Genomic DNA, 19,736 nt, shown 5'->3' with positions numbered 1-19,736 from the left:
CCGCCAGGCCCTACCGCTGGACCTACGACGGCACCCCGCTCAAAACTTCCTGATGCCCCAACGCCCCTCAACGAACTAACGCGGAGCAGCACTAGTCCCAGCCGAAGTGTCTAGTCCCAGGTGATGCCTGACGTTTTGGTCCCGGCTGATGCTTGACGGTGGGCCTAGACAACATCGGAAATTTCACGGGGTTTGTTGGCCTTCACGTGGCGGACGGGGATGTCGGTGGTGCGCTGGATGACGCGGGCCTGGCCGTCCAGCTCGACCGTCATCGTCGACTCCGCCACGTGCACGGTCACGGTCTGCCCCGCGTACGTGCGCCCGAGCGAGACGACCTGCCGGCACACCATGACCGTGCCCGTCGCGCTGACCCGCCGCTGGACACGGACCGGCTCGACACCCGGCCGTGGCGGTGGGCCCGCGGGCCGCAAACCGCGCAGACGCTGCACCTCGTCCAGGGTGAGCGGGTTGGGCCGAGCCCTCAGTAGCTCACGCGACTGAAGATCGAAGAACGACAGCGTGGTCTGGTCAATGCGGATGCCGACCTGCCGTCCGCCCAGGATCTCCGCCGCCAGCACCTGGTGCCCGCCCAGGCCCACCAGTCCGCTGCTGTTGACCACCCGGTCCACCTCGAACGCGACCGCGTCACCGGCCGGAAGCGGGGCCGGTCCGGCCGCACGCCCGCCCCGAGCCGCCAGCACCGCAAGATCGGAGACGGACAGGTGCGACCGCACGGTCTTGATCCGCGCCCCGGCGACCAGCAGATGGATCACGGACGTGTCGGCCCAGAACGTCACCGTCAGCCCCGACCGCGTGGGACCGAGCCAGAACTGCTTGCCCGCGACCTGCAGATTCCCACTCGCAGGCACCACCCGCTCGAACTCCACCGGCACCACACCGGTCGGCACCGCTGCCGGGACTGCCTCAGACGGAGGGCCAGGAACAGGCTCCAGCGCGGCCGGACTCGGCACGACAGGAGCCGTCCGCTGCTGCGGCACCAGCGCCAGCACGCCAGGAACTCTCACTCCCAGCACGTCCCGCTCCTGCTCGGGGACTGGGGCGAAACGGTCGGCAGGGGATTGCATGTCCAGCGCCTGATGCGGACGGTCGGAGTTGTACTCCTGCACCCACGCATCCAGCGCGCCCTGAGCCGCCTGGATGCTCTCGAACGCACCACAGTCGTCGAGGAGTTCACGCCGCAGTGTCTGATGAAACCGCTCGACCTTGCCCGTCGTGGTCGGTGACGCGGGCTGGGTCAGCCGGTGCGCGATCCCGTTCTCCCGGCAGATCCGGTCGAACAACACCTCACCACCCTGCCCGAACCGGTCGGTGAACTGCTTGCCGTTGTCGGTGAGCACCTCTTCCGGCACCCCGAATGCCTGCAAGGCCCCGGCGAACGCCGAGCACACTGCCCGCCCGGTCGCCCGCTCGACCACCGACGCGATCACGCAGTACCGGGAATGATCATCCACACCGGTCACGACCTTGACCTCGGACAACTCCCCGGTCACCGGGTCGACCAGCATCACCCCGCCGACGATGTCCATCTGCCACAACTGCATCGGCCTATCCCGCTGCCAGCGCTTGTAATCCGACCGCTTCCGACGCCGCACCCCCGGCTCCACCAGGCCATGACGGACCAGGATCCGATACACCGTCATCCGCGACGGCGCCAGCGCCACGGCCCCGGAACGCTCCAGCACATGAGCGATCCGCCGCGGACCCCACCGGGGATGCTCACGCCGCAGCTCGCACACGGCCGCCTCCACCTCGGCAGACGCCTGATGCGGACACGAGGCCGGCTTACGGGAACGGTCAGCCAGGCCGGCCAGACCTGAGACGGCATACCGGGACTTCCACCCGCTGACCGTCTGCCTGGAAACACCCAGCCGGGCGGCGACCTCCGTCACCGTCGCACCCGCCAGCACCGCCAGGACAGCCCGATATCTCTGCTCGACAACCGACAACTCCACCAGAGCCAATCCCGGCCTCCCGCCACACGCCGCAACGACGTGCACAGAAAAGCCGATCACGGCCACCGTCAACCATCAGCTGGGATCGAAGTGTCAAGCATCTCCCGGGACCGGACATAGTCCCAGCCGAAGCCTGAGTAACAACTTTCTCTACTGGTTCAAGCCCCGGCTGCGCTCCGCTCCGCCGGGCGGGGCTCCCGTCTCCGCTCGGGGCGCCGCTCCTGCCTTCGGCCCGCTCCGCCCCGGCTGCGCCGACGCCCTCCCATACAGGGTTAGGGCCCCGTAGGCCATGCGGCGAGCACCCGACCTGCGCGGCCCACCGGCGACGAAGATCCCACCGTAGGCGGCCGGGATGCGGCCGAAGTTGTCATCGCTCTGCCAGGTGGCCACGACCCCAGGGCCGAGAGCGATGACGCCCGCGGCGACCCAGATCCAGCCCTTGTGCTCGCGGATGCCCTGCCACACCAGCCAGGCCCCACGACCAAGCGCTCTGCCTGCACGCGATGCGGCCCGTCAGGCGGACAGGGCGCGGGTCAGGGCCCGCGCCGCGGCGCAGACCCGTGCGCCGACGCGGTCCATGTCCAGGCGGCGGGTGCCGCCGGTGACCGAGAGGGCGGCGATCGGGCGCGGCCCCGCGGGCCCCTGTTCGTAGACGGGGGCCGCGACGGCCGAAACCACGATCTCGGCCTCCTCCAGGTTGACGCCGTAGCCACGGGCCCGGGTCGCGGCGAGGTCCCGGGCGAGCTGACCCAGCAGCACGAGGGTGCGCGGGGTCAGCCGGGGCAGGGACCGGTGCGGTGGCCGGGGGCCGTGGGCGAGGAAGATCTTGCCGGTGGCCGTGCAGTGCGCGGGCAGCCGGCCGCCGGTTCGCGAGACGATCGGGGTGGCGCGGCGGCCGGTGATCTTCTCCTGGAAGAGGGTGTCGGACCCGTCGGGCACGGCGAGGTGCACGTTCTCGTGGGTCTCCTCGTGCAGATCGCCGAGGTAGGGCAGGGCGGCATCACGCAACTCCCGTGCGGTCGGCGCCGATTGCCCGAGCGAGCAGCCGGTGCGCGCTCGGCTTGGGAGCCCGGTGCGCAGCGCCAGTTCGGCGAGGCTCAGCGCCTCCTCGGACTCCCGCAGGCACGCAGCAGCGCCGCACCGCGCGCGAGCACCGACTTCGGGACCGCTCCGTCCGTCATGGACCGATGGTCGGGCACCCGGGGCCGGATGCAAGGTGCGGGCCGCCTCGAGCCGCCGACCGTCACCGAAGCGGTACGCCGATCGGCGGCGAACCTACAACTGACCATGTCCAGCAGGTGAGTCCACGCCGCGATCCGTGATCGGAGCAGTACGTCCCGGTCGGCCACCCCCAGCGACGCGTCCCCGTCTGCCACCCAACGGCGCGTCCCCTTCACTCATCGCGCCGCGAACCCCGGTCGGCCACCCCAGAGGCGCGTCCTCGTCGCTCATCGCGCGGCACGTCCCCCGGCACGCGGTCGCGCAGCTGGTCGGCGAGGCGGTCGAGGGAGGGGGCGAGGGCGCCGACCAGCCCGAGGTCGGCGGTGAAGTTGCGGCCGATCTCGTCCGGGTCGGAGTCGAGCTGGACGACGGTGATGCCGGGCGGCCAGCGCGGGGCCCGGGGTGTAGTGGTGCGGGGTGAACGCGTGCGCCCCGGCGATCAGGACGGTGTCGTACGGCCCGAGCGCCTCGCGGACGGCCTCGTGACGCGGTGGCAGCATCCCCGCGTACAGCGGGTGCGTGGTCGGGAAGTCGAGGCAGTCGGCCATCGGCTGGTGGTGGACGGGGGCGCCGCAGGTCTCGGCGACGCGCACGAGCGCCCGTACGGCGTCGTCGCGGCCCACGCCGTCGCCGGCCACGATGGCGGGACGGGCAGCCCGGCCGAGCAGCACGGCGGCGCGGTCGAGGCCGGCGGCCGGACCGGCACGGGGGGTCGGTGTGCGGGGCGGGACCTCGACCTCGGTGTCCTCGGCGAGCAGGTCCATCGGCACGGACAGGAACACCGGCCCGGCGGGCGGCCGTACCGCGAGAGCGAAGGCCCGGCGCGCGGCGAGCGGCAGGTCACGGGCGTGCTGGACGTCGACGGCCGCCTTGACGGCGGGGCGGGCCAGCCCGACGAGATCGCCCGAGAGCATCGGGTCCTGCTGGAGGTGGCGCCGGTCCTGCTGGCCCGCCATCACCACCAACGGGGTGCGGGAGCGACGGGCGTTGAGCAGACCGATGAGTCCGTTGGCGAGCCCGGCGGCGATGTGCAGGCTGACGAAGGCGGGGCGCCGGGTCGCGCGGGCGTATCCGTCGGCCATGGAGACGACGGCGCCCTCGTGGACGCCGAGCACGTACGCGGGTGCGTCGGGGGTCTCCGCGAGGGCGGCCAGGAAGGGGAGTTCGGTGGTGCCGGGGTTGCCGAAGACGCGGTCCACGCCCTCGCCACGCAGGATGTCCAGCAGAGCGAGGGCGGGACGGCGGCCCATAGGGGGGCTCCTCGACGGGGACGGGGACGGGTACCGGTTCGCCGGTCAGCGTCCGGTGCCCGCCCCCGTGGAGCAAGTCCCCCATACCACTCAGCGACACGTCACCTCATGGCCCGGGCCCGAGAGTGGCGTGTGCCCGGGAGTGGCGTGGGCCGGGGCGTGATGCGCCTCCGTCAGGTCGCGTCGGTGAACCGCTCGCCCTTCTCCGCCTTCTCGACGAGCAGCGCCGGCGGGGTGAAACGCTCCCCGTAGCGCTCGGCGAGTTCCCTGGCGCGGGCCACGAATGCGGCCGGTCCGGTACCGGTCCCGCCCTCGTAGCCGTTGATGTACTGCAGGACGCCGCCGGTCCAGCCGGGGAAGCCGATGCCGAAGATGGAGCCGATGTTGGCGTCGGCGACGGAGGTCAGGACGCCTTCCTCCAGGAGCCGGACGGTGTCCAGCGCCTCGGAGAAGAGCATGCGCTCCTTCATGTCCTCGAACGGGATCTCGTGGCCCGCCGTGGCGAAGTGCTCGCGCAGTCCCGGCCACAGCCTGCCGCGCTTGCCGTCCTCCCCGTACTCGTAGAAGCCGCCGCCGCCGCTGCGGCCGGGGCGGCCGAACTCGTCGACCATGCGGTCGATGACCGCCTCGGCGGGGTGCGTCTCCCAGGTGCCGCCCGCCTCCTCGACGGCCTGCTGCGACTCCTTGCGGATCTTGCGCGGCAGGGTGAGCGTGAGCTCGTCCATGAGGGAGAGGACCTTGGCCGGGTAGCCGGCCTGGGCGGCGGCCTGCTCGACGGAGGCGGGCTCGATGCCCTCACCGACCATCGCGACGCCTTCGTTGATGAAGTGACCGATGACGCGGGAGGTGAAGAAGCCGCGCGAGTCGTTGACGACGATCGGGGTCTTCTTGATCTGCCGTACGAGGTCGAAGGCGCGGGCGAGTGCCTCGTCGCCGGTGCGCTCGCCCTTGATGATCTCGACCAGCGGCATCTTGTCGACGGGCGAGAAGAAGTGCAGCCCGATGAAGTCGTCCTGCCGCTCGACGCCCTCGGCGAGCGCGGTGATCGGCAGCGTCGAGGTGTTGGAGCAGAGCAGGGCGTCGGGCTCGACGATGTTCTGGATCTCCTGGAACACCTTGTGCTTGAGCGAGGTGTCCTCGAAGACGGCCTCGATGACGGCGTCGCAGCCCGCGAGGTCGTTCGGGTCGGCGGTGGGCGTGATGCGGGCGAGCAGCTCGTCGGCCTTCTCCTGGGTCGTACGTCCCCGGGTGACGGCCTTGGCGCAGATCTTCTCGGAGTACGCCTTGCCCTTGGCCGCGGCCTCCGCCGTCACGTCCTTGAGGACGACGTCGATGCCCGCGCGGGCGCATGAGTAGGCGATGCCGGCGCCCATCATCCCGGCGCCGAGCACGGCGACCCTGCGGACCGGGCGCGGCGCGATGCCCTGGGGCCGGTTGGCACCGGAGTTCACGGCCTGGAGGTCGAAGAAGAACGCCTGGATCATGTTCTTCGAGGTCTGGCCCGCGGCCAGCTCGACGAAGTAGCGGGCCTCGATGACCTGGGCCGTCTCGAAGTCGACCTGGGAGCCCTCGACGGCGGCCGCGAGGATGTTGCGCGGGGCCGGGTAGGGCGCGCCGTTGGTCTGCTTGCGCAGGTTGGCCGGGAAGGCGGGCAGGTTGGCCGCGAACTTCGGGTTGGCCGGGGTGCCGCCCGGGATGCGGTAGCCCGGCTTGTCCCAGGGCTGCTGGGACTCGGGGTTGGCGTCGATGAAGGCGCGGGCCTTGGAGAGCATCTCCTCGGGGGTGGCGGCCACCTCGTGGACGAGGCCGTTCTCCTGGGCGCGCGTCGCGTTGTACTGCGTGCCCTGGAGGAGGACCTTCAGCAGAGCGTCGGCGATGCCCAGCAGGCGCACGGTGCGGACGACTCCGCCGCCTCCGGGGAGCAGGCCGAGGGTGACCTCGGGGCAGCCGATCTTGGTGCCGGAGGTGTCGAGGGCGACCCGGTGGTGGCAGGCGAGGGCGAGCTCGAAGCCGCCGCCCAGGGCCGCGCCGTTGATCGCGGCGACGACCGGCTTGCCCAGGGTCTCGATGCGGCGCAGGTTGCGCTTGATGGCGAGGCCGCCGTCGAAGAGGTCCTGGGCGGTCTCGGGGGTGACCCGGATGAGGTCGCGCAGGTCGCCGCCCGCGAAGAAGGTCTTCTTGGCGGAGGTGAAGATGACGCCCCGGATCGAGTCCTTCTCGGCCTCCAGCCGGTCGGTGATCGTGGCGAGGGAGGCGCGGAACGCCTGGTTCATCGTGTTCGCGGACTGGTTGGGGTCGTCGAGGACGAGGGTGACGACGCCGGTCTCGTCCTGTTCCCAGCGGATGGTGGTGGGCTCAGTGCTCATCAGGGGATGCTCCGTAGATCCTTGATCCGTTGGGAAGGTCAGACGCGCTCGACGATCGTGGCGATGCCCATGCCGCCGCCCACGCACAGGGTGGCGAGGCCGTAGCGCTTGTCCTGGCGCTCCAGTTCGTCGACGAGGGTGCCGAGGATCATCGCGCCGGTGGCGCCGAGGGGGTGCCCGAGGGCGATGGCGCCGCCGTTGACGTTGACCTTGTCCAGCGACAGGCCCATGTCCTTCACGAAGCGCAGGACGACGGCGGCGAAGGCCTCGTTGATCTCGACGAGGTCGATGTCGTCGATGGTCAGGCCGGCCTTGGCGAGCGCCTTGCGCGTCGCGGGCGCGGGCCCGGTGAGCATGATGGTGGGCTCGGAGCCGGAGACGGCCGCGGAGACGATCCGCGCGCGCGGGGTGAGGCCGTAGCGCTCGCCGACCTCGCGGGAACCGATGGCGACGAGCGAGGCGCCGTCGACGATGCCGGAGGAGTTGCCCGCGTGGTGGACGTGGTCGATCTGCTCGACCCAGTGGTACTTCTGCAGGGCCACGGCGTCGAAGCCGCCCAGTTCGCCGATGTCGGCGAACGACGGCTTCAGCCTGGCGAGCGAGTCGGCGGTGGTGCCGGGGCGCAGGAACTCGTCGTGGTCGAGGACCGTGAGTCCGGCGCGGTCCTTGACGGGGACGACGGACTTCTCGAAGCGGCCGTCCTTCACGGCGGCGGCGGCCCGCTCCTGGGAGAGGGCCGCGTACTCGTCGACGTCGCGGCGCGAGAAGCCCTCGATGGTGGCGATCAGGTCGGCGCCGATGCCCTGCGGCACGAAGTTGGTGGCCAGGTTGGTCATCGGGTCGGCGAACCAGGCGCCGCCGTCCGAAGCCATCGGCACCCGCGACATCGACTCGACGCCGCCCGCGAGCACCAGGTCCTCCCAGCCCGAACGGATCTTCATCGCGGCCAGGTTGACGGCTTCCAGGCCCGAGGCACAGAAGCGGTTCTCCTGGACGCCGGCCACCGTGTCGGGCAGTCCGGCGGCGATCGCCGAGATACGGGCGATGTCGGAACCCTGGTCGCCGACCGGGCCCACGACACCGAGGACGATGTCGTCGATGGCGGCCGGGTCGAGGCCCGGGAAGCGCCGCTGCACCTCGTGGATGAGCCCGACGACCAGGTCGATGGGCTTGGTGCCGTGCAGGGCGCCGTTCTGCTTGCCGCGACCGCGCGGGGTGCGGATCGCGTCGTACACGTACGCTTCGGTGCTCACTGGTAAGCCTTTCGGGAGGGTTTAGCCGAGCAGGGAACGGCCGATGATCTCCTTCATGATCTCGGTGGTCCCGCCGTAGATGGTCTGGATGCGTCCGTCGGTGAAGGCCCGGGCGACCCGGTACTCCGTCATGTAGCCGTAGCCGCCGTGCAGTTGGAGGCACCGGTCGGCCACCCGCTTCTGCAGCTCGGTGGCCCACCACTTGGCCATGGAGGCGTGCACCGCGTCGAGTTCGCCGTCGGAGTGATCGACGATGCAGCGGTCGAGGAACGTGCGGGTGACCGCGCACTCGGTGGCCATCTCGGCTATCTCGAAGCGGATGTGCTGGAGTTTCGCGAGCGGCCGCCCGAACGCCTCGCGCTCCTTCACGTACTGGGTGGTGATCTCCAGCAGGTGTTCGGCGGCGGCGATCCCGGCGACGGCGATGCCCATGCGCTCCTGCGCGAGGTTCGTCATGAGGTGGACGAACGCGCCGTTCAGTTCGCCGAGCAGGTTCTCCTTGGGCACGCGCACGTCGTTGAAGAACAACTCGGCGGTGTCCTGCGACTTCTGGCCGATCTTGTCGAGGTTGCGGCCGCGCTCGAAGCCTTCGGTGCCGCGTTCGACGACGAGCAGCGACAGCCCGCGCGCACCGCCTTCGGGGGTGGTCTTCGTGACCACGATCACCAGGTCGGCGAGGATGCCGTTGGAGATGAAGGTCTTGGAGCCGTTGAGCAGGAAGTGGTCGCCCTTGTCCTCGGCGTGCGTCGTGATGCCCTGGAGGTCGGATCCGGCGCCGGGTTCGGTCATGGCGATCGCCGTGATGATCGAGCCGTCGCAGAATCCGGGCAGCCAGCGCCGCTTCTGCTCCTCGGTGGCGAGGTCCGTCAGATACGGCCCGATGATGTCGTTGTGCAGCCCGAGGGCGAGACCGGCCGCTCCCGCGCGCGTGAACTCCTCGGCGAGTACGGCGCTGTAGCGGAAGTCCGCGTTCCCGCCGCCTCCGTACTCCTCGGGCACGGCGAGTCCGAGCAGGCCCTGCTTCCCTGCCGCGAGCCAGGCGTCGCGCGAGACGATGCCGTCCTTCTCCCACTGTTCGTAGTGGGGCAGCACCTCCTTGGTGAGGAAGGTGCGCACGGTCTCGCGGAACGCGTCGTGCTCGGCGGTGAAGATCTGCCGCTTCATGCGGGAAACGCCTTCCTGGAGTTCATACGGGGGAACACCGGCTCAGAGCCAGCCCTTGACGGTTTCGACGAGCCTGGCCGGTTCCGGGCCGACGGGCGTCACGTTCAGCATCGTCACCCCGGCCTCCCGGAAGGCGGCGACGCGCTCGCGGACGTAACTCTCGGGACCGCACAGCGACATCAGTTCGCAGAACTCGTCCGGCACGGCCGCCTCGGCCTCGGCCTTGCGGCCGGACAGGTAGAGCTCCTGGATGAGGCGGGCTTCCTTCTCGTAGCCGTACGCCACCGCGAGGTCGTTGTAGAAGTTCTTGCCCGGGGCGCCCATGCCGCCGACGTAGAGGGCGATCCTGGGGCGCGCGAGGTCGCGTACGGCCGCCGCGTCCTCGCCGATCGCGAGCAGTCCGCCGGCGACGGTCTTGAGCGGTCCGAGGGCCGGGTCCCGGCGGGCCGCGCCCTCGGCCAGTGCCGCGCCCCACACCTGGTGGGCCTTCTCGGGAATGAACAGCGTGGGGAGCCAGCCGTCCGCGACCTCGGCGGTCATCCGCACGTTGGCGGGCCCCAACGAGGCCACGTACAGCGGGACTTCGGGACGTACGGGCTTGGTGAGGATCTTCAGGGGCTTGCCGAGGCCACCGGGGCGGGGCATGTCGGTGATGCCGTGATGGTCGATGACTTCGCGGCGCAGGATGCGGCGGGTGAGCTCGATGGTCTCGCGGGTGCGGCCGAGCGGCCTGTCGTACGCCTTCCCGTGCCAGCCCTCGACGACCTGCGGGCCGGAGGCGCCGAGCCCGATGAGGGCGCGGCCGCCGGAGATCGCGTCGAGCCCGGCGGCGGTCTGCGCGATGAGCGCCGGGGTGCGCGAATAGACGTTCAGGATCGCGGCACCGATCTTCATGCGCTCGGTGCGGGCGGCCAGGTAGCCCATGATCGTGGGCGAGTCGAAGCCGTAGGCCTCGGCGACCCAGACGGCGTCCAGGCCTGCGGCCTCCAGGGCCGCGACCTCGTCGGCGGCCTTTCGCGTGTCGCCCGCGTAGTCGAGCGGGAGGGAGAGCTCCATCAGTCGCCGTCCTTCGTCAGCCGGGGTACGTCCCAGTCGCGGGCCACGTCCGCGGTGTCGGCGCCCGGGAGGGCGGGGCCGCCGCGGACCGAGGTGGGGGTGGTCGAGAAGCGCGGCGCGGGGGCCGGCTGGGTGATGCCGCCGTGGTCCACGAAGGTGCCGCGGGCGGCGAGGTGCGGGTGGCCGGGCGCCTCGCGCAGTGACAGGACCGGCGCCACGCACGCGTCGGAGCCCTCGAAGACGGCGGTCCACTCGTCTCTCGTACGGGTCCTGAAGCGGGCGGCGACGCTCTCGCGCAGTTCCTCCCAGCGGGCCAGGTCCTTGCGGGCGGGGCCGAGTTCCGGGATGCCGAGCAGGTCGACGAACTCGTCGTAGAACTGCTGCTCCAGCGGGCCCACCGCCATGTGCCGGCCGTCGGCCGTCTCGTAGGTCCCGTAGTAGGGGCAGCCGCCGTCGAGGAGGTTGACGTGGCGCCGGTCCTGCCAGCCTCCCGCGGCCATCATCCCGTGGATCATCGTGGAGAGGTGCGCGGTGCCGTCGACGATGGCCGCGTCCACGACCTGCCCGGCGCCGGTCGCGCGCGCGTGGTGGAGCGCGGCGAGGACACCGACGACGAGATAGAGCGAGCCGCCCGCGTAGTCGCCGAGGAGGTTCGCGGGGACCGCGGGCGGCTCGTCCGGCTTGCCGATCATGCCGAGGGTGCCGGTGAGCGCGATGTAGGCGATGTCGTGCCCCGCGCGGTGGGCGAGCGGGCCTTCCTGGCCCCACCCGGTCATCCGGCCGTAGACGAGCTTCGGGTTGCGGGCGTGACACGCGCCGGGGCCCACACCGAGGCGCTCCGCGACGCCGGGGCGGTAGCCCTCGATCAGGATGTCGGCCCGTTCAGTCAGGTCGAGGACGCGGGAAGCGCCGTCCTCGGCCTTGAGGTCGATGATCACGGACCGCTTGTTGCGGTTGGTGATGTCGTAGGCCGGATCGACCGCGAGCCCGGCGCCGCCGGGCCGGTCCACCCGGACGACATCCGCTCCGAGGTCGGCGAGCAGCATGGCGGCGAACGGGCCGGGGCCGATGCCCGCCAGCTCGACCACGCGCACCCCGGTGAGGGGGCCGTGCCCCGGCGTTCCTGCCTCTGCCATCAAGCCCCCAGGACTGTGACACTACTGATGTGACATCAGCGATGTTAAGAACGTGTTCCACTTCGGGCAAGCCCCTGACGAGCAAGCGCTTAGTTAAATTCCCGGTGCCGGACCATGACCAAAGCGGTCGTACCAGGCCAGGGGGCCGGAACCGGACCCGTACGGCCGGAAGACGTGCCTGCCGGCCCACTCCGGGCGGACCGGCAGCCGACCCGGGCTGACCAGCAGCCGACCCGGGCACGCGCCGAGCGGATCTGCGGGGTCAGCGCTGGTCCAGCTCCGCGATCAGCTTCTTGGGGGCTATGACCCGGTAGCTCTCCTCGACCCAGTCGCACAGCAGCTCCGCCGCGGGAGCCCCTTGCTCCTCCAGGGGCACGCGCACCCAGCCGGCCCTGCCCAGGCCGTATCCGGCCGGCTCGGCGCCGGGTGCGGTCAGCGCGTGGGCGTGCGCCGCCTCGTCCTTGAGCTTCACCGTGATGCCCATGGGGTAACTGCCGTCGTCGAGGCCGAGGAAGACGAAGACCTTCTTGTTGACCTTCGCTACGGTCTCGCCCCAGGGGAAATCCTCCGCGGCGCCGGGCAGGCCGAGCGCGAACTCGCGCACCTTCTGCCACTTTTTCAGCGCGTTTTTCGACACGGTCACGGCTACCTCCGGCCTGTTCCTGCGACCTCGTCGTCCGACTGTGCGTACCTCACGCTAGCCTCAGCCACCGACAACGGCGCTTCGCGCACGACGTGGCGGGCACCGCACGATCGAGCGCAGCCCACAGTGCGGAGGGTGTCATGAGCAGGCTGAACGGGACGGACCGCGCGTACGACATCGTGCTCTTCGGAGCCACGGGGTTCGTCGGGGAGCTCACCGCGGAGTACCTCGCCGCGCACGCGCCCGAAGGGCTGCGGTGGGCGATCGCCGGGCGCAGCGCGGAGAAACTGGAGCGGCTGCGGGAGCGGCTCGGCGGCGCCCCCGGTGTGCTGCGGGCCGACGTGACGGACCCGGACTCGGTACGCGAGCTCGCCGGGCACGCGCGCGTGGTGGCCACCACGGTGGGGCCGTACATCACCTACGGCGAGGATCTGGTGGCCGCCTGCGCGGATGCCGGGACCGACTACGTGGACCTCACCGGCGAGCCGGAGTTCGTGGACCTGATGTACGTCCGGCACGACGCCCGGGCGCGGGAGACGGGCGCGCGGCTCGTGCACGCCTGCGGCTTCGACTCGGTTCCGCACGACCTGGGCGCCTACTTCACCGTGCGGCAGCTCCCGGAGGGCGTGCCGCTGAGGGTGGACGGGTTCGTGCGCTCCCAGGCGATGTTCTCGGGCGGCACCTTCGCCTCCGCGCTGAACCAGTTCGCGCGCGGCCGGCACATGCTCGCCGCGGCGCGGGAGCGCAGGCACCACGAGCCGCGCGTGATGGGGCGGCGTGTCGAGGCCCCGCTGGGCGCGCCGCGGTTCGCCAAGGAGGTCGGGGCGTGGGCCCTGCCGCTGCCCACGATCGACGCCCAGGTGGTGCAGCGCTCGGCGCGCGTCCTGGAGCGGTACGGGCCGGACTTCCGCTACCGCCACTACGCGGCCGTCGAGCGGCTGCCCATCGCCCTCGGCGGAGTCGCCGGGGTGAGCGCGATCTTCGCGGCCGCCCAGTTGCCGCCCGCGCGCCGCTGGTTGTCCGACCGGATCAAGCCGGGCGAGGGGCCGAGCGCCGAACTGCGGGCGAAGAGCTGGTTCTCGGTCCGCTTCGTGGGCGAGGGCGGCGGCCGGCGCGTGTACACCGAGGTCGCGGGTGGCGACCCCGGCTACGGCGAGACCGCCAAGATGCTCGCGGAGTCCGCGCTGTCCCTCGCTCTCGACGAGCTGCCGAAGACGTCGGGACAGGTCACGCCGACGGTGGCGATGGGCGACGCGCTGATGGAACGGCTCACCGCGGCGGGGATCACCTTCCGGGTGGCGGCGGTCCGGTAGGGCCGGGACCACCACCGGAGCCCGGCAAGGGGGCTCCGGTGGGTACCGCGCGGTGTCTACGGCGCCGTCGTGAGGGTCCCGCGACCCTCACGACGCCCAACCGATCATCGTGTAGACCATCCCGCCGATCCAGGCGAGACCGGCCGACATGGCGAGGACGAGTGCGCCTGCCACGGCGCGCTCGACGGGCCGGGCGGGGTCGGCGGCGGGCTTCGGGGCACGATGCGTCGTCATGCGGACCAGCCTGCCGATCACGACGGAGCCGTACATCCGTACGGCTACTCAGAACACGTACTCAGTGCGCCCCGGCCGAGGGGTGCGGGACGCCCGACGCAGCCTCCGGCGGGCGGGCGGCGTCGGGCGGGCCGGTGGACGGGCGGGAGACGTCAGGCCGTTGCCTCTTGGAGGGCCCGCCTGCACAGGGAGTCCGCGTGCCGGGTGGATTCCGGCAGGCGGTACTTCGGGGCGAGGGCGAGCGTGTGCGCGCAGGCGTTGTCGAGGTCCACGCGATGGCCGACGGACACGAACACGGGTTTGATCCCGTCCTGGGTGCGCAGCGCGCGCCCCACCTCGTCGGTGCCGGCGAGCAGCGGTGAGACGCTGCCGCGCCGGACGCCCGGCTCCTCGTAGGAGAAGGTGAACGGGTTCTTGGCGACCCCGATCGTGGGGTGCCCGGTGAGGACGCCGAGGTGACTGGCGAGGCCGAAGCGGCGCGGGTGGGCGAGGCCGTACCCGTCGCACACGACCAGGCCGGGCGGGCAGGGCAGGGCGTCCAGCGCGGCCAGGACGGTCGGGATCTCGCGGAAGGCGAGCAGTCCGGGAACGTACGGGAAGGAGACCTGGCCGACGGCGGTGGCCTCCGCCACGACGTCGAGGGTCGCCGCGTCGAGGACGACGGCCGCCGCGACGACCACGTCCCGTTCGTCGTCGTAGGCGACGTCGACGCCGGTCACCCGGCCGGTTCCGGGCGGCGGGCCCGGCTCGTCGAGCACCACCCGCCCGCGCAACTCGTCCTGCACGGCGCGGGCTTGTTCCTCGGTGGCGGGCCAGCCCGCGGGAATCCTCACGGTGGTCATGATGGGAACGAGCCTAAAGGGCACAAGACCGGGGCTGCGGGCCAGGGTTCCGTGTGCTCGAACGGTGTCGGGCGTTCCGGTCCCCGTGTCCGCGCCGCGTCCGGGGCTCGGATCGTGTCCGTGGTCCGGGAGGACTCCGCCCCTCCGAGTCCTCAGGATCGGTAGGCTCGCGATCATGTTCGTACTGGAGCTGACCTACACCGCGCCGATCGAAGCCGTCGACGCCGTCCTGGAGGCCCATGTCGCCTGGCTCGACAAGCAGTACGCGGCCGGGTTCTTTCTCGCCTCGGGGCGCAAGAACCCCCGCGACGGCGGCGTGATCCTGGCCGTCGCGGACGACCGGTCGCGGATCGAGGAGATCGCCGCGGGCGACCCGTTCGTCACCGCGGGCGTGTGCGCGTATCGCGTCACCGAGTTCGTCGCGACGAAGACGGCGCCCGGCCTCGAGCGGTACCGCGAGCCGCTCGGCTGAACGCCGCCGCTCACTCGCGGTCGAACACCCGCGGGAGCTGCCCTTGTTCATGCCCGAGCGCCCTGCGCCAGCACGTCCCCGTGGCCGGGCCGAGGAGCGAACCACCGTGCCGGCGAAGGCGGTTGGCGTGGTCGAGCCATTCCTATACTGACCGAATGATCACCGTTCCGCTCAGCGCGCTCGAAGTGGCCATGGTCCAAAAGGGCGCCGAAGCCGCAGACACGTTACGCGACACCACCGCGTTCGCCCGGCGCCTCGAGGACCTCGGATATCTGCGTCTCTGGTACGCCGAGCACCACCATTCCCCGGCCATCGGGGCGTTCCCGCCCGTCGTCCTGACCGCCCACGCGGCCGCGTCGACGTCGTCCATCCGGCTCGGCTCCGGGGGTGTTCTCGCTCCGAACCACGCCCCGATCATGCTGGCCGAGCAGTTCGGCACGCTGTCCGCGCTGCACGGGGGCCGGATCGACCTGGGCATCGGCCGGGGGCCGGGAACCTTCGACGAGTCCACGGCGCGGGCCCTGCGCCGCGGCGCCGGTCCGGCCACGGACGACGAGTACCGCGACGATGTCTCGTCGACGCTGCGCCACTTGGTGGACGAGGTCGCGCTCGGCCCGCTCCCGGAACCGTGGCTGCTGGCTTCGAGCACGGCCGGTGCCGCGCTCGCCGGGGAACTCGGACTGCCGATCGCCGTCGCCCATCACATTCGTCCGGACAACACCCTGGCCACGCTGGACCGTTACCGCGCGTGCTTCTCCCCCTCTCGGTGGTGCGCGCGCCCGCGCGTGCTGATCTGCGTGGAGACGGTGTGCGCCGAGACCGAGAAGGAGGCGTCCTGGCTCGCCGGCCCGATGGATGTCGTCAAGGCCGGACTCCTCCAGGGGCGAGGCGACATCCCCTTCCCCACACCCGCGGAAGCCGCGGCCCACTCGTTCGCCGCGGAAGAGATGAAGGCTCTCAAGAGCTTCCGTGCCCAGCAGGCGCACGGTGCGCCCGAGACGGTCGCGCGGCACCTGACGGACTTGGTGGACCTGACCGGCGCGGACGAACTCATGCTGGTGACACCCGTGTACGCGCTGGCCGACCGACTGAGGTCGTACGAACTGGTCAAGCGGCACTCCGTGATGCCGACGCCGTCCTAGTGGTGGTTTGTTGACGGCGGGTCATAGCTGCAGTAGGCAACGTTCGCCTCGTCGCGACGTCCGGCACGCCCTCTCGCCGCACCGGACACCACTCCTTGACGGGCAAACGTGGCCTGCCACTAGATCCGATGAGACGGGACAGCGGTGAACGCGTTGGTGATCGGCGCGATGAGCGAGGCGAAGCGGCGGGCACCTGCGTTGCCGATCGGTGCCCACAGCGCGGCGCAGTGCTCGTCTGTCTCCACTTCGATGCGCTCGCGTGCCGCACTGCCGGCGTCGGTGATCACGGCGTGGGAGTCGAGCCAGCCGCGCGCGGCGAGACGTGCCGTCGCCGCGCTCCACTCCTCGTCGTCCCACTGACGGGTCGCTCGCGCGAGAGCTGTCGGGAAGCGGCCGGTTGCGGTGTGCAGAACGAGGCAGTCGCACGGCCCGAGGCCGTTGTCGGCGAGTACGACGAGATGGGCGTCGCCGCGCCACTCGCGCGCCACCGTGATCTGCTGCCAGAGTGCGACGAGAGGATCAGGGGGAAGCGGGACCGAGACGTTCGCGGCGGCCAGCACCTTGCCGGCGTAGTCGGCACCGGCGAGGATTGGGTCGATCAGCGAGCGCGCCTCGGCGAGGTGGTCGTCCGTGAGGTGTACGTTGACGCGCCGCATCGCCCGTCCGGCGGCCAGGAAGCGGGCGGCCTGCCACCGCTCAGGCGGCGCGGCGTCCCACACGCCCGCCATGGCCCGCACTGCCCGCGGGCTGAAGTTGTAGAAGGCCGCGAGCGTGACCTGCCACGGAACCGCGCCCATCGCGGCCGACCGGAAGGCCAGATACGCCGGCCCGCGGTCGGTCACGCCGAGCTCGGCCGCCTCCTCGGCACTCTCGGGGGCAAGGTAGATGAACAGGTGGGCGGCGCTGATGGCGCGGCTGACGTCACCGACGGCGTTCAGGCCCATCGGGCCGTCGTCAGGGCGGGCGGAGCCGGGAAGGCCGTCGAGGTGCATGGCGGTGGTGCCTCCGGGAAGTCGGGCGGCGCTGTCATGCGGGCGTTTCGGCAGTGGCGATCAATACCGCGCGTCCGAGGGTGTGACCGGCCATGGTGAAGCCGAGGACGGCCGGTGTGGCGTCGGCCGGGACGCCTGTCGAGGGGATGTCGAGGGCGTGCACCACGATGAAATAGCGGTGCGGGCCGTGTCCGGCCGGCGGGGCGGCGCCGATGTAGCGGGCCACGCGGGCGTCGTTGGGCAACTGGTAGGCGCCCTCGGGCAGTTGTGAGCCGGTGTCGTCGCCGGCGCCCTCGGGAAGCTCGGTGACCGTGACGGGAATGTCGGCGACCGCCCAGTGCCAGAACCCGGACCCGGTGGGGGCGTCGGGGTCGTAGACGGTGACGGCGTAGCTCTTGGTGCCGTCCGGGGCGCCGCTCCAGGACAGCTGCGGGGATGCGTCCTTCCCACCGGGCAGGCCGGAGGAGTGCTGCTCGGGCGGCCACGCGGCACCGTCGGTGACGGTGGCGCTGGTGACGGTGAATGAGGCCGCCTGGGGGAGGCGGGCGAAGGGGTCGTTGGCAGGCACAGCGGTCGTTCCCTTCCGGACGAGGACGTCCTCATCGACTACTGAATCGACCATAACACAGATAATCGATTATCTACGGGATCGTCTATCCAGTCGTCTAGGATGGGCCCATGACTCAGACGGCGCGCCCCTCGACCCCGCCGGGGAAGCAGATGCTCTCCGAGCAGGTCTACGCACACCTGCGGGACGCGATCATGCGCGGGGACCACTCCCCCGGCGCCCCCCTCAAGCCGCAGGATCTTGCCAAGGAGCAGGGCGTGAGCCTGGCCGTGGTGCGCGAGGCGCTCGTGCGGGTGGTCGGCGAGGGGCTCGCCGACCGGCTGCCCAACCGCGGTTTCGCCGTCCCGTCCTTCTCCGACCAGCGCTGGCAGGAGATCGCGGAAGCCCGCCGGACCATCGAACCGGTCGTACTGCGCATGTCCATCGAGCGCGGCGATGTCGACTGGGAGGCCCGGGTGCGGGCCGCGCACCATCGTCTGGTTCGCACTCCGGCGTACGTGCCGGAGGAAGGCGAGTACTACACCGACGCCTGGGCCGAGGCGCACAGGGCCTTCCACCGCACGTTGCTGGAGGGGTGTGGCAACCGCGCGCTGCTGGAGACCTTCGACCGGTTGTGGACCGCTAGTGAGCTGGCCCGCCGTTGGTCGGCGCACCGCAACCCCGACCGGGACGGCGCGAAGGAACACCGCATGCTGGAGGAGGCAGCGCTGGCCCGCGATGCCGACACCGCAGCCGCAGTCCTGGTCCAGCACCTCACCTTGACTGCGGCCGCTCTGACCGACGATTCAGGTCGGGCCACCTAGCGGTGGTTTGCTGGACCGGGGCGTAGAGGTCGATGGGTCTTCCAGTGCTGACGGCGTTGATCAGGTTCTGGAGTTCGGTGGGCGGGGGCTTGGCTGTCCAGGCTCGCCAGTAGCGTTGCAGCGTGGCCCAGGGCATCAGCCAGCCACGGACGGCGCGGATTGCCTTGGGCCAGCTGGCCGGGTGGGGCTGATGGGACGGCGGACAGCCCCGTCTCTGCCCGACCGGCGGCCAGGTGGACTGTGCGGGCAGAGTGGCCGGGTCGGCGGTGGCCACGACCAGGCGGACGTTTCCGTCGGGGCCCCACCAGCCCAGGTGCGCCTCTGCGGCCCACCAGGTAGTGGTGTGCCCGTCGCGGAAGGTGCGGGTGACCGCGCTCCAGTCGCCTGGCTTGTCCGGGTCGTGCCAGGCCAGGGCGCGGGCGGCGTCGACGGGGGTGTACGCCTGGTCGCCGTAGGCCCAGGTGCCGTGGCGGGGCTTGATCGCCATGACGAACGGCGGTCCGGCATCGGTCAGTTCACGGCGGAAGCCGTCCTGGTCGCCGTAGGCGCAGTCGGCGGCCACCGCCCGCAGGACCACTCCCGCTTCCTTCGCCTGCCGGGCCAGAGCGGCTCCGATCTGCAGCTTCGTGCGGAAGGCGGGGTCGTTCTTCCCGTTCGGGAAGTGGTGGGCGAGGGTGTAGGGCACGGCGTGCAGCGGGTAGTAGACGCGCTCGTCCGCCCAGCATGTGGTCACCGTGACCCCGCCACGGTCGATCTTCCCGACCGAGCCCAGGTACTGCTTGCCCACGTGCGCGGTCGCACTCCCGTCCTTGCGGTCGCCGGAGTCGTCGATCACCAGCACGCCGCCCGGATGCGGGGCGGTCGCCGGATCAGCCAACAGCATCTCGACCCGCCGGGCGTTGACCTTCTCGTGGTCCCACGTCGACTCGGACAAGAAGAACTGCAGCCGCTGCACCGACCGGTACTGGGCGCCGACCACCGGCTCCGTGCCGACCAAGCAGGTCAGCGTCTTGTTCCGGTCCCGCGGCAGGAGCAGACCGGTCAAGTACTCGCGGAACCCACGCCGCTGTGCCAACGTGGAGAACAGGTCATCGAAGCGTGCGGCGTGGGCTTCCAGCGGGCCAGGCGCGGGCGGACACGGCACACGACGGGTCATCACGAGCCCCCTGGCGGCAAGGCGCCGTTCCTCTGCTACCGGCCTACTGCAGCTATGACCCGCCGTCAACAAACCACCACTAGGCCGCGGTCGCCACGTGGGTGGACGCAGACGCACGGTGGCGCATCCGCGGGACCACGCCGGGGCGGTTG

General features: G+C 71.3%; 17 protein-coding genes and 2 pseudogenes. 4 read left to right on the top strand and 15 right to left on the bottom strand.

Annotation, left to right across the window (positions count from 1 at the left end):
* Nucleotides 1-164: 164 nt before the first annotated feature.
* The 10 genes and pseudogenes from ACWD68_RS33855 to ACWD68_RS33810 all read right to left on the bottom strand — a co-directional run bounded on the left by ACWD68_RS33855 (nt 165) and on the right by ACWD68_RS33810 (nt 12,062).
* Entirely contained in the window at nt 165-1,967 is a 1,803-nt protein-coding gene (locus ACWD68_RS33855) for an IS481 family transposase (protein WP_451810283.1), read from the bottom strand.
* Nucleotides 1,968-2,291: 324 nt separating this feature from the next.
* Nucleotides 2,292-2,450 (bottom strand): annotated as a pseudogene (locus ACWD68_RS33850) (YnfA family protein); the annotation flags it as partial.
* 36 nt (nt 2,451-2,486) lie between these two features.
* Nucleotides 2,487-2,981 carry an IclR family transcriptional regulator gene (locus tag ACWD68_RS33845; RefSeq protein WP_451810281.1) on the bottom strand — a complete coding sequence of 165 codons (495 nt, stop codon included), beginning with the start codon at nt 2,979-2,981 and terminating at the stop codon, nt 2,487-2,489.
* Between the two features lie 440 nt (nt 2,982-3,421).
* On the bottom strand, nt 3,422-4,444 hold the full coding sequence (locus ACWD68_RS33840; protein ID WP_451810280.1) for a thiamine pyrophosphate-binding protein: 1,023 nt from the start codon (nt 4,442-4,444) through the stop codon (nt 3,422-3,424).
* A gap of 173 nt (nt 4,445-4,617) precedes the next feature.
* Nucleotides 4,618-6,810, bottom strand: coding sequence for a 3-hydroxyacyl-CoA dehydrogenase NAD-binding domain-containing protein (locus ACWD68_RS33835; RefSeq protein ID WP_451810279.1), 2,193 nt, complete (start codon nt 6,808-6,810; stop codon nt 4,618-4,620).
* A 38-nt stretch (nt 6,811-6,848) separates the two neighbouring features.
* Nucleotides 6,849-8,063, bottom strand: coding sequence for an acetyl-CoA C-acetyltransferase (locus tag ACWD68_RS33830; RefSeq protein ID WP_451810278.1), 1,215 nt, complete (start codon nt 8,061-8,063; stop codon nt 6,849-6,851).
* Nucleotides 8,064-8,084: 21 nt separating this feature from the next.
* Nucleotides 8,085-9,227 carry an acyl-CoA dehydrogenase family protein gene (locus ACWD68_RS33825; RefSeq protein WP_451810277.1) on the bottom strand — a complete coding sequence of 381 codons (1,143 nt, stop codon included), beginning with the start codon at nt 9,225-9,227 and terminating at the stop codon, nt 8,085-8,087.
* A gap of 42 nt (nt 9,228-9,269) precedes the next feature.
* The gene (locus tag ACWD68_RS33820) at nt 9,270-10,283 is read right to left on the bottom strand and encodes an LLM class F420-dependent oxidoreductase (protein WP_451810276.1); all 1,014 of its coding nucleotides are present in this window, start codon (nt 10,281-10,283) and stop codon (nt 9,270-9,272) included.
* Nucleotides 10,283-11,419: a CaiB/BaiF CoA transferase family protein gene (locus ACWD68_RS33815; protein WP_451810275.1), complete on the bottom strand. Its 1,137-nt coding sequence runs from the start codon at nt 11,417-11,419 to the stop codon at nt 10,283-10,285. Before ACWD68_RS33815 ends, ACWD68_RS33820 begins: the two co-directional genes overlap by 1 nt.
* Before the next feature lie 262 nt (nt 11,420-11,681).
* Nucleotides 11,682-12,062 carry an MmcQ/YjbR family DNA-binding protein gene (locus ACWD68_RS33810; RefSeq protein ID WP_451810274.1) on the bottom strand — a complete coding sequence of 127 codons (381 nt, stop codon included), beginning with the start codon at nt 12,060-12,062 and terminating at the stop codon, nt 11,682-11,684.
* A 140-nt stretch (nt 12,063-12,202) separates the two neighbouring features.
* On the opposite strand from ACWD68_RS33810, the gene ACWD68_RS33805 reads away from it, so the two are divergent.
* Entirely contained in the window at nt 12,203-13,375 is a 1,173-nt protein-coding gene (locus ACWD68_RS33805; RefSeq protein ID WP_451810273.1) for a saccharopine dehydrogenase family protein, read from the top strand.
* An 87-nt stretch (nt 13,376-13,462) separates the two neighbouring features.
* Here the strand turns inward: ACWD68_RS33805 and mmpA are convergent, their stop codons facing one another.
* Together mmpA and ACWD68_RS33795 are read right to left on the bottom strand one after the other, a co-directional pair.
* Nucleotides 13,463-13,609 carry a morphogenic membrane protein MmpA gene (gene mmpA, locus ACWD68_RS33800; protein ID WP_451810272.1) on the bottom strand — a complete coding sequence of 49 codons (147 nt, stop codon included), beginning with the start codon at nt 13,607-13,609 and terminating at the stop codon, nt 13,463-13,465.
* Between the two features lie 152 nt (nt 13,610-13,761).
* Entirely contained in the window at nt 13,762-14,451 is a 690-nt protein-coding gene (locus ACWD68_RS33795) for an endonuclease V (protein WP_451810271.1), read from the bottom strand.
* Between the two features lie 175 nt (nt 14,452-14,626).
* Here ACWD68_RS33795 and ACWD68_RS33790 point away from each other — a divergent pair, with 175 nt between their 5' ends.
* Nucleotides 14,627-14,923 (top strand): YciI family protein, encoded by a 297-nt coding sequence (locus tag ACWD68_RS33790; RefSeq protein ID WP_451810270.1) that lies wholly within the window; start codon nt 14,627-14,629, stop codon nt 14,921-14,923.
* Nucleotides 14,924-15,078: 155 nt separating this feature from the next.
* The gene (locus ACWD68_RS33785; RefSeq protein WP_451810269.1) at nt 15,079-16,065 is read left to right on the top strand and encodes an LLM class flavin-dependent oxidoreductase; all 987 of its coding nucleotides are present in this window, start codon (nt 15,079-15,081) and stop codon (nt 16,063-16,065) included.
* A 119-nt stretch (nt 16,066-16,184) separates the two neighbouring features.
* Here ACWD68_RS33785 and ACWD68_RS33780 read toward each other — a convergent pair whose 3' ends face one another.
* The gene (locus ACWD68_RS33780) at nt 16,185-17,057 is read right to left on the bottom strand and encodes an SCO6745 family protein (protein WP_451810268.1); all 873 of its coding nucleotides are present in this window, start codon (nt 17,055-17,057) and stop codon (nt 16,185-16,187) included.
* Between the two features lie 34 nt (nt 17,058-17,091).
* Entirely contained in the window at nt 17,092-17,625 is a 534-nt protein-coding gene (locus ACWD68_RS33775; RefSeq protein WP_451810267.1) for a YbhB/YbcL family Raf kinase inhibitor-like protein, read from the bottom strand.
* 110 nt (nt 17,626-17,735) lie between these two features.
* Between ACWD68_RS33775 and ACWD68_RS33770 the strand changes: the two genes are divergently transcribed.
* Entirely contained in the window at nt 17,736-18,428 is a 693-nt protein-coding gene (locus tag ACWD68_RS33770) for a GntR family transcriptional regulator (protein ID WP_451810266.1), read from the top strand.
* Here the strand turns inward: ACWD68_RS33770 and ACWD68_RS33765 are convergent.
* A pseudogene (locus tag ACWD68_RS33765) lies at nt 18,425-19,584 on the bottom strand (IS701 family transposase). The gene ACWD68_RS33770 and the pseudogene ACWD68_RS33765 overlap by 4 nt on opposite strands.
* Between the last annotated feature and the right edge of the window lie 152 nt (nt 19,585-19,736).

Source organism: Streptomyces sp. NPDC005141 (genome assembly GCF_053599975.1).
The sequence above is the reverse complement of the archived record's forward strand: the minus strand, read 5'-3'. Positions and strand labels throughout refer to the sequence as shown.

What these genes read in the sequence shown, in the direction of transcription:
- ACWD68_RS33840 (WP_451810280.1), bottom strand. Translation starts at nt 4,444, where the DNA reads ATGGGCCGCCGTCCCGCCCTCGCTCTGCTGGACATCCTGCGTGGCGAG.
- ACWD68_RS33835 (WP_451810279.1), bottom strand. Translation starts at nt 6,810, where the DNA reads ATGAGCACTGAGCCCACCACCATCCGCTGGGAACAGGACGAGACCGGC.
- ACWD68_RS33825 (WP_451810277.1), bottom strand. Translation starts at nt 9,227, where the DNA reads ATGAAGCGGCAGATCTTCACCGCCGAGCACGACGCGTTCCGCGAGACC.
- ACWD68_RS33820 (WP_451810276.1), bottom strand. Translation starts at nt 10,283, where the DNA reads ATGGAGCTCTCCCTCCCGCTCGACTACGCGGGCGACACGCGAAAGGCC.
- ACWD68_RS33815 (WP_451810275.1), bottom strand. Translation starts at nt 11,419, where the DNA reads ATGGCAGAGGCAGGAACGCCGGGGCACGGCCCCCTCACCGGGGTGCGC.
- ACWD68_RS33805 (WP_451810273.1), top strand. Translation starts at nt 12,203, where the DNA reads ATGAGCAGGCTGAACGGGACGGACCGCGCGTACGACATCGTGCTCTTC.
- mmpA (WP_451810272.1), bottom strand. Translation starts at nt 13,609, where the DNA reads ATGACGACGCATCGTGCCCCGAAGCCCGCCGCCGACCCCGCCCGGCCC.
- ACWD68_RS33795 (WP_451810271.1), bottom strand. Translation starts at nt 14,451, where the DNA reads ATGACCACCGTGAGGATTCCCGCGGGCTGGCCCGCCACCGAGGAACAA.
- ACWD68_RS33790 (WP_451810270.1), top strand. Translation starts at nt 14,627, where the DNA reads ATGTTCGTACTGGAGCTGACCTACACCGCGCCGATCGAAGCCGTCGAC.
- ACWD68_RS33785 (WP_451810269.1), top strand. Translation starts at nt 15,079, where the DNA reads ATGATCACCGTTCCGCTCAGCGCGCTCGAAGTGGCCATGGTCCAAAAG.
- ACWD68_RS33780 (WP_451810268.1), bottom strand. Translation starts at nt 17,057, where the DNA reads ATGCACCTCGACGGCCTTCCCGGCTCCGCCCGCCCTGACGACGGCCCG.
- ACWD68_RS33770 (WP_451810266.1), top strand. Translation starts at nt 17,736, where the DNA reads ATGACTCAGACGGCGCGCCCCTCGACCCCGCCGGGGAAGCAGATGCTC.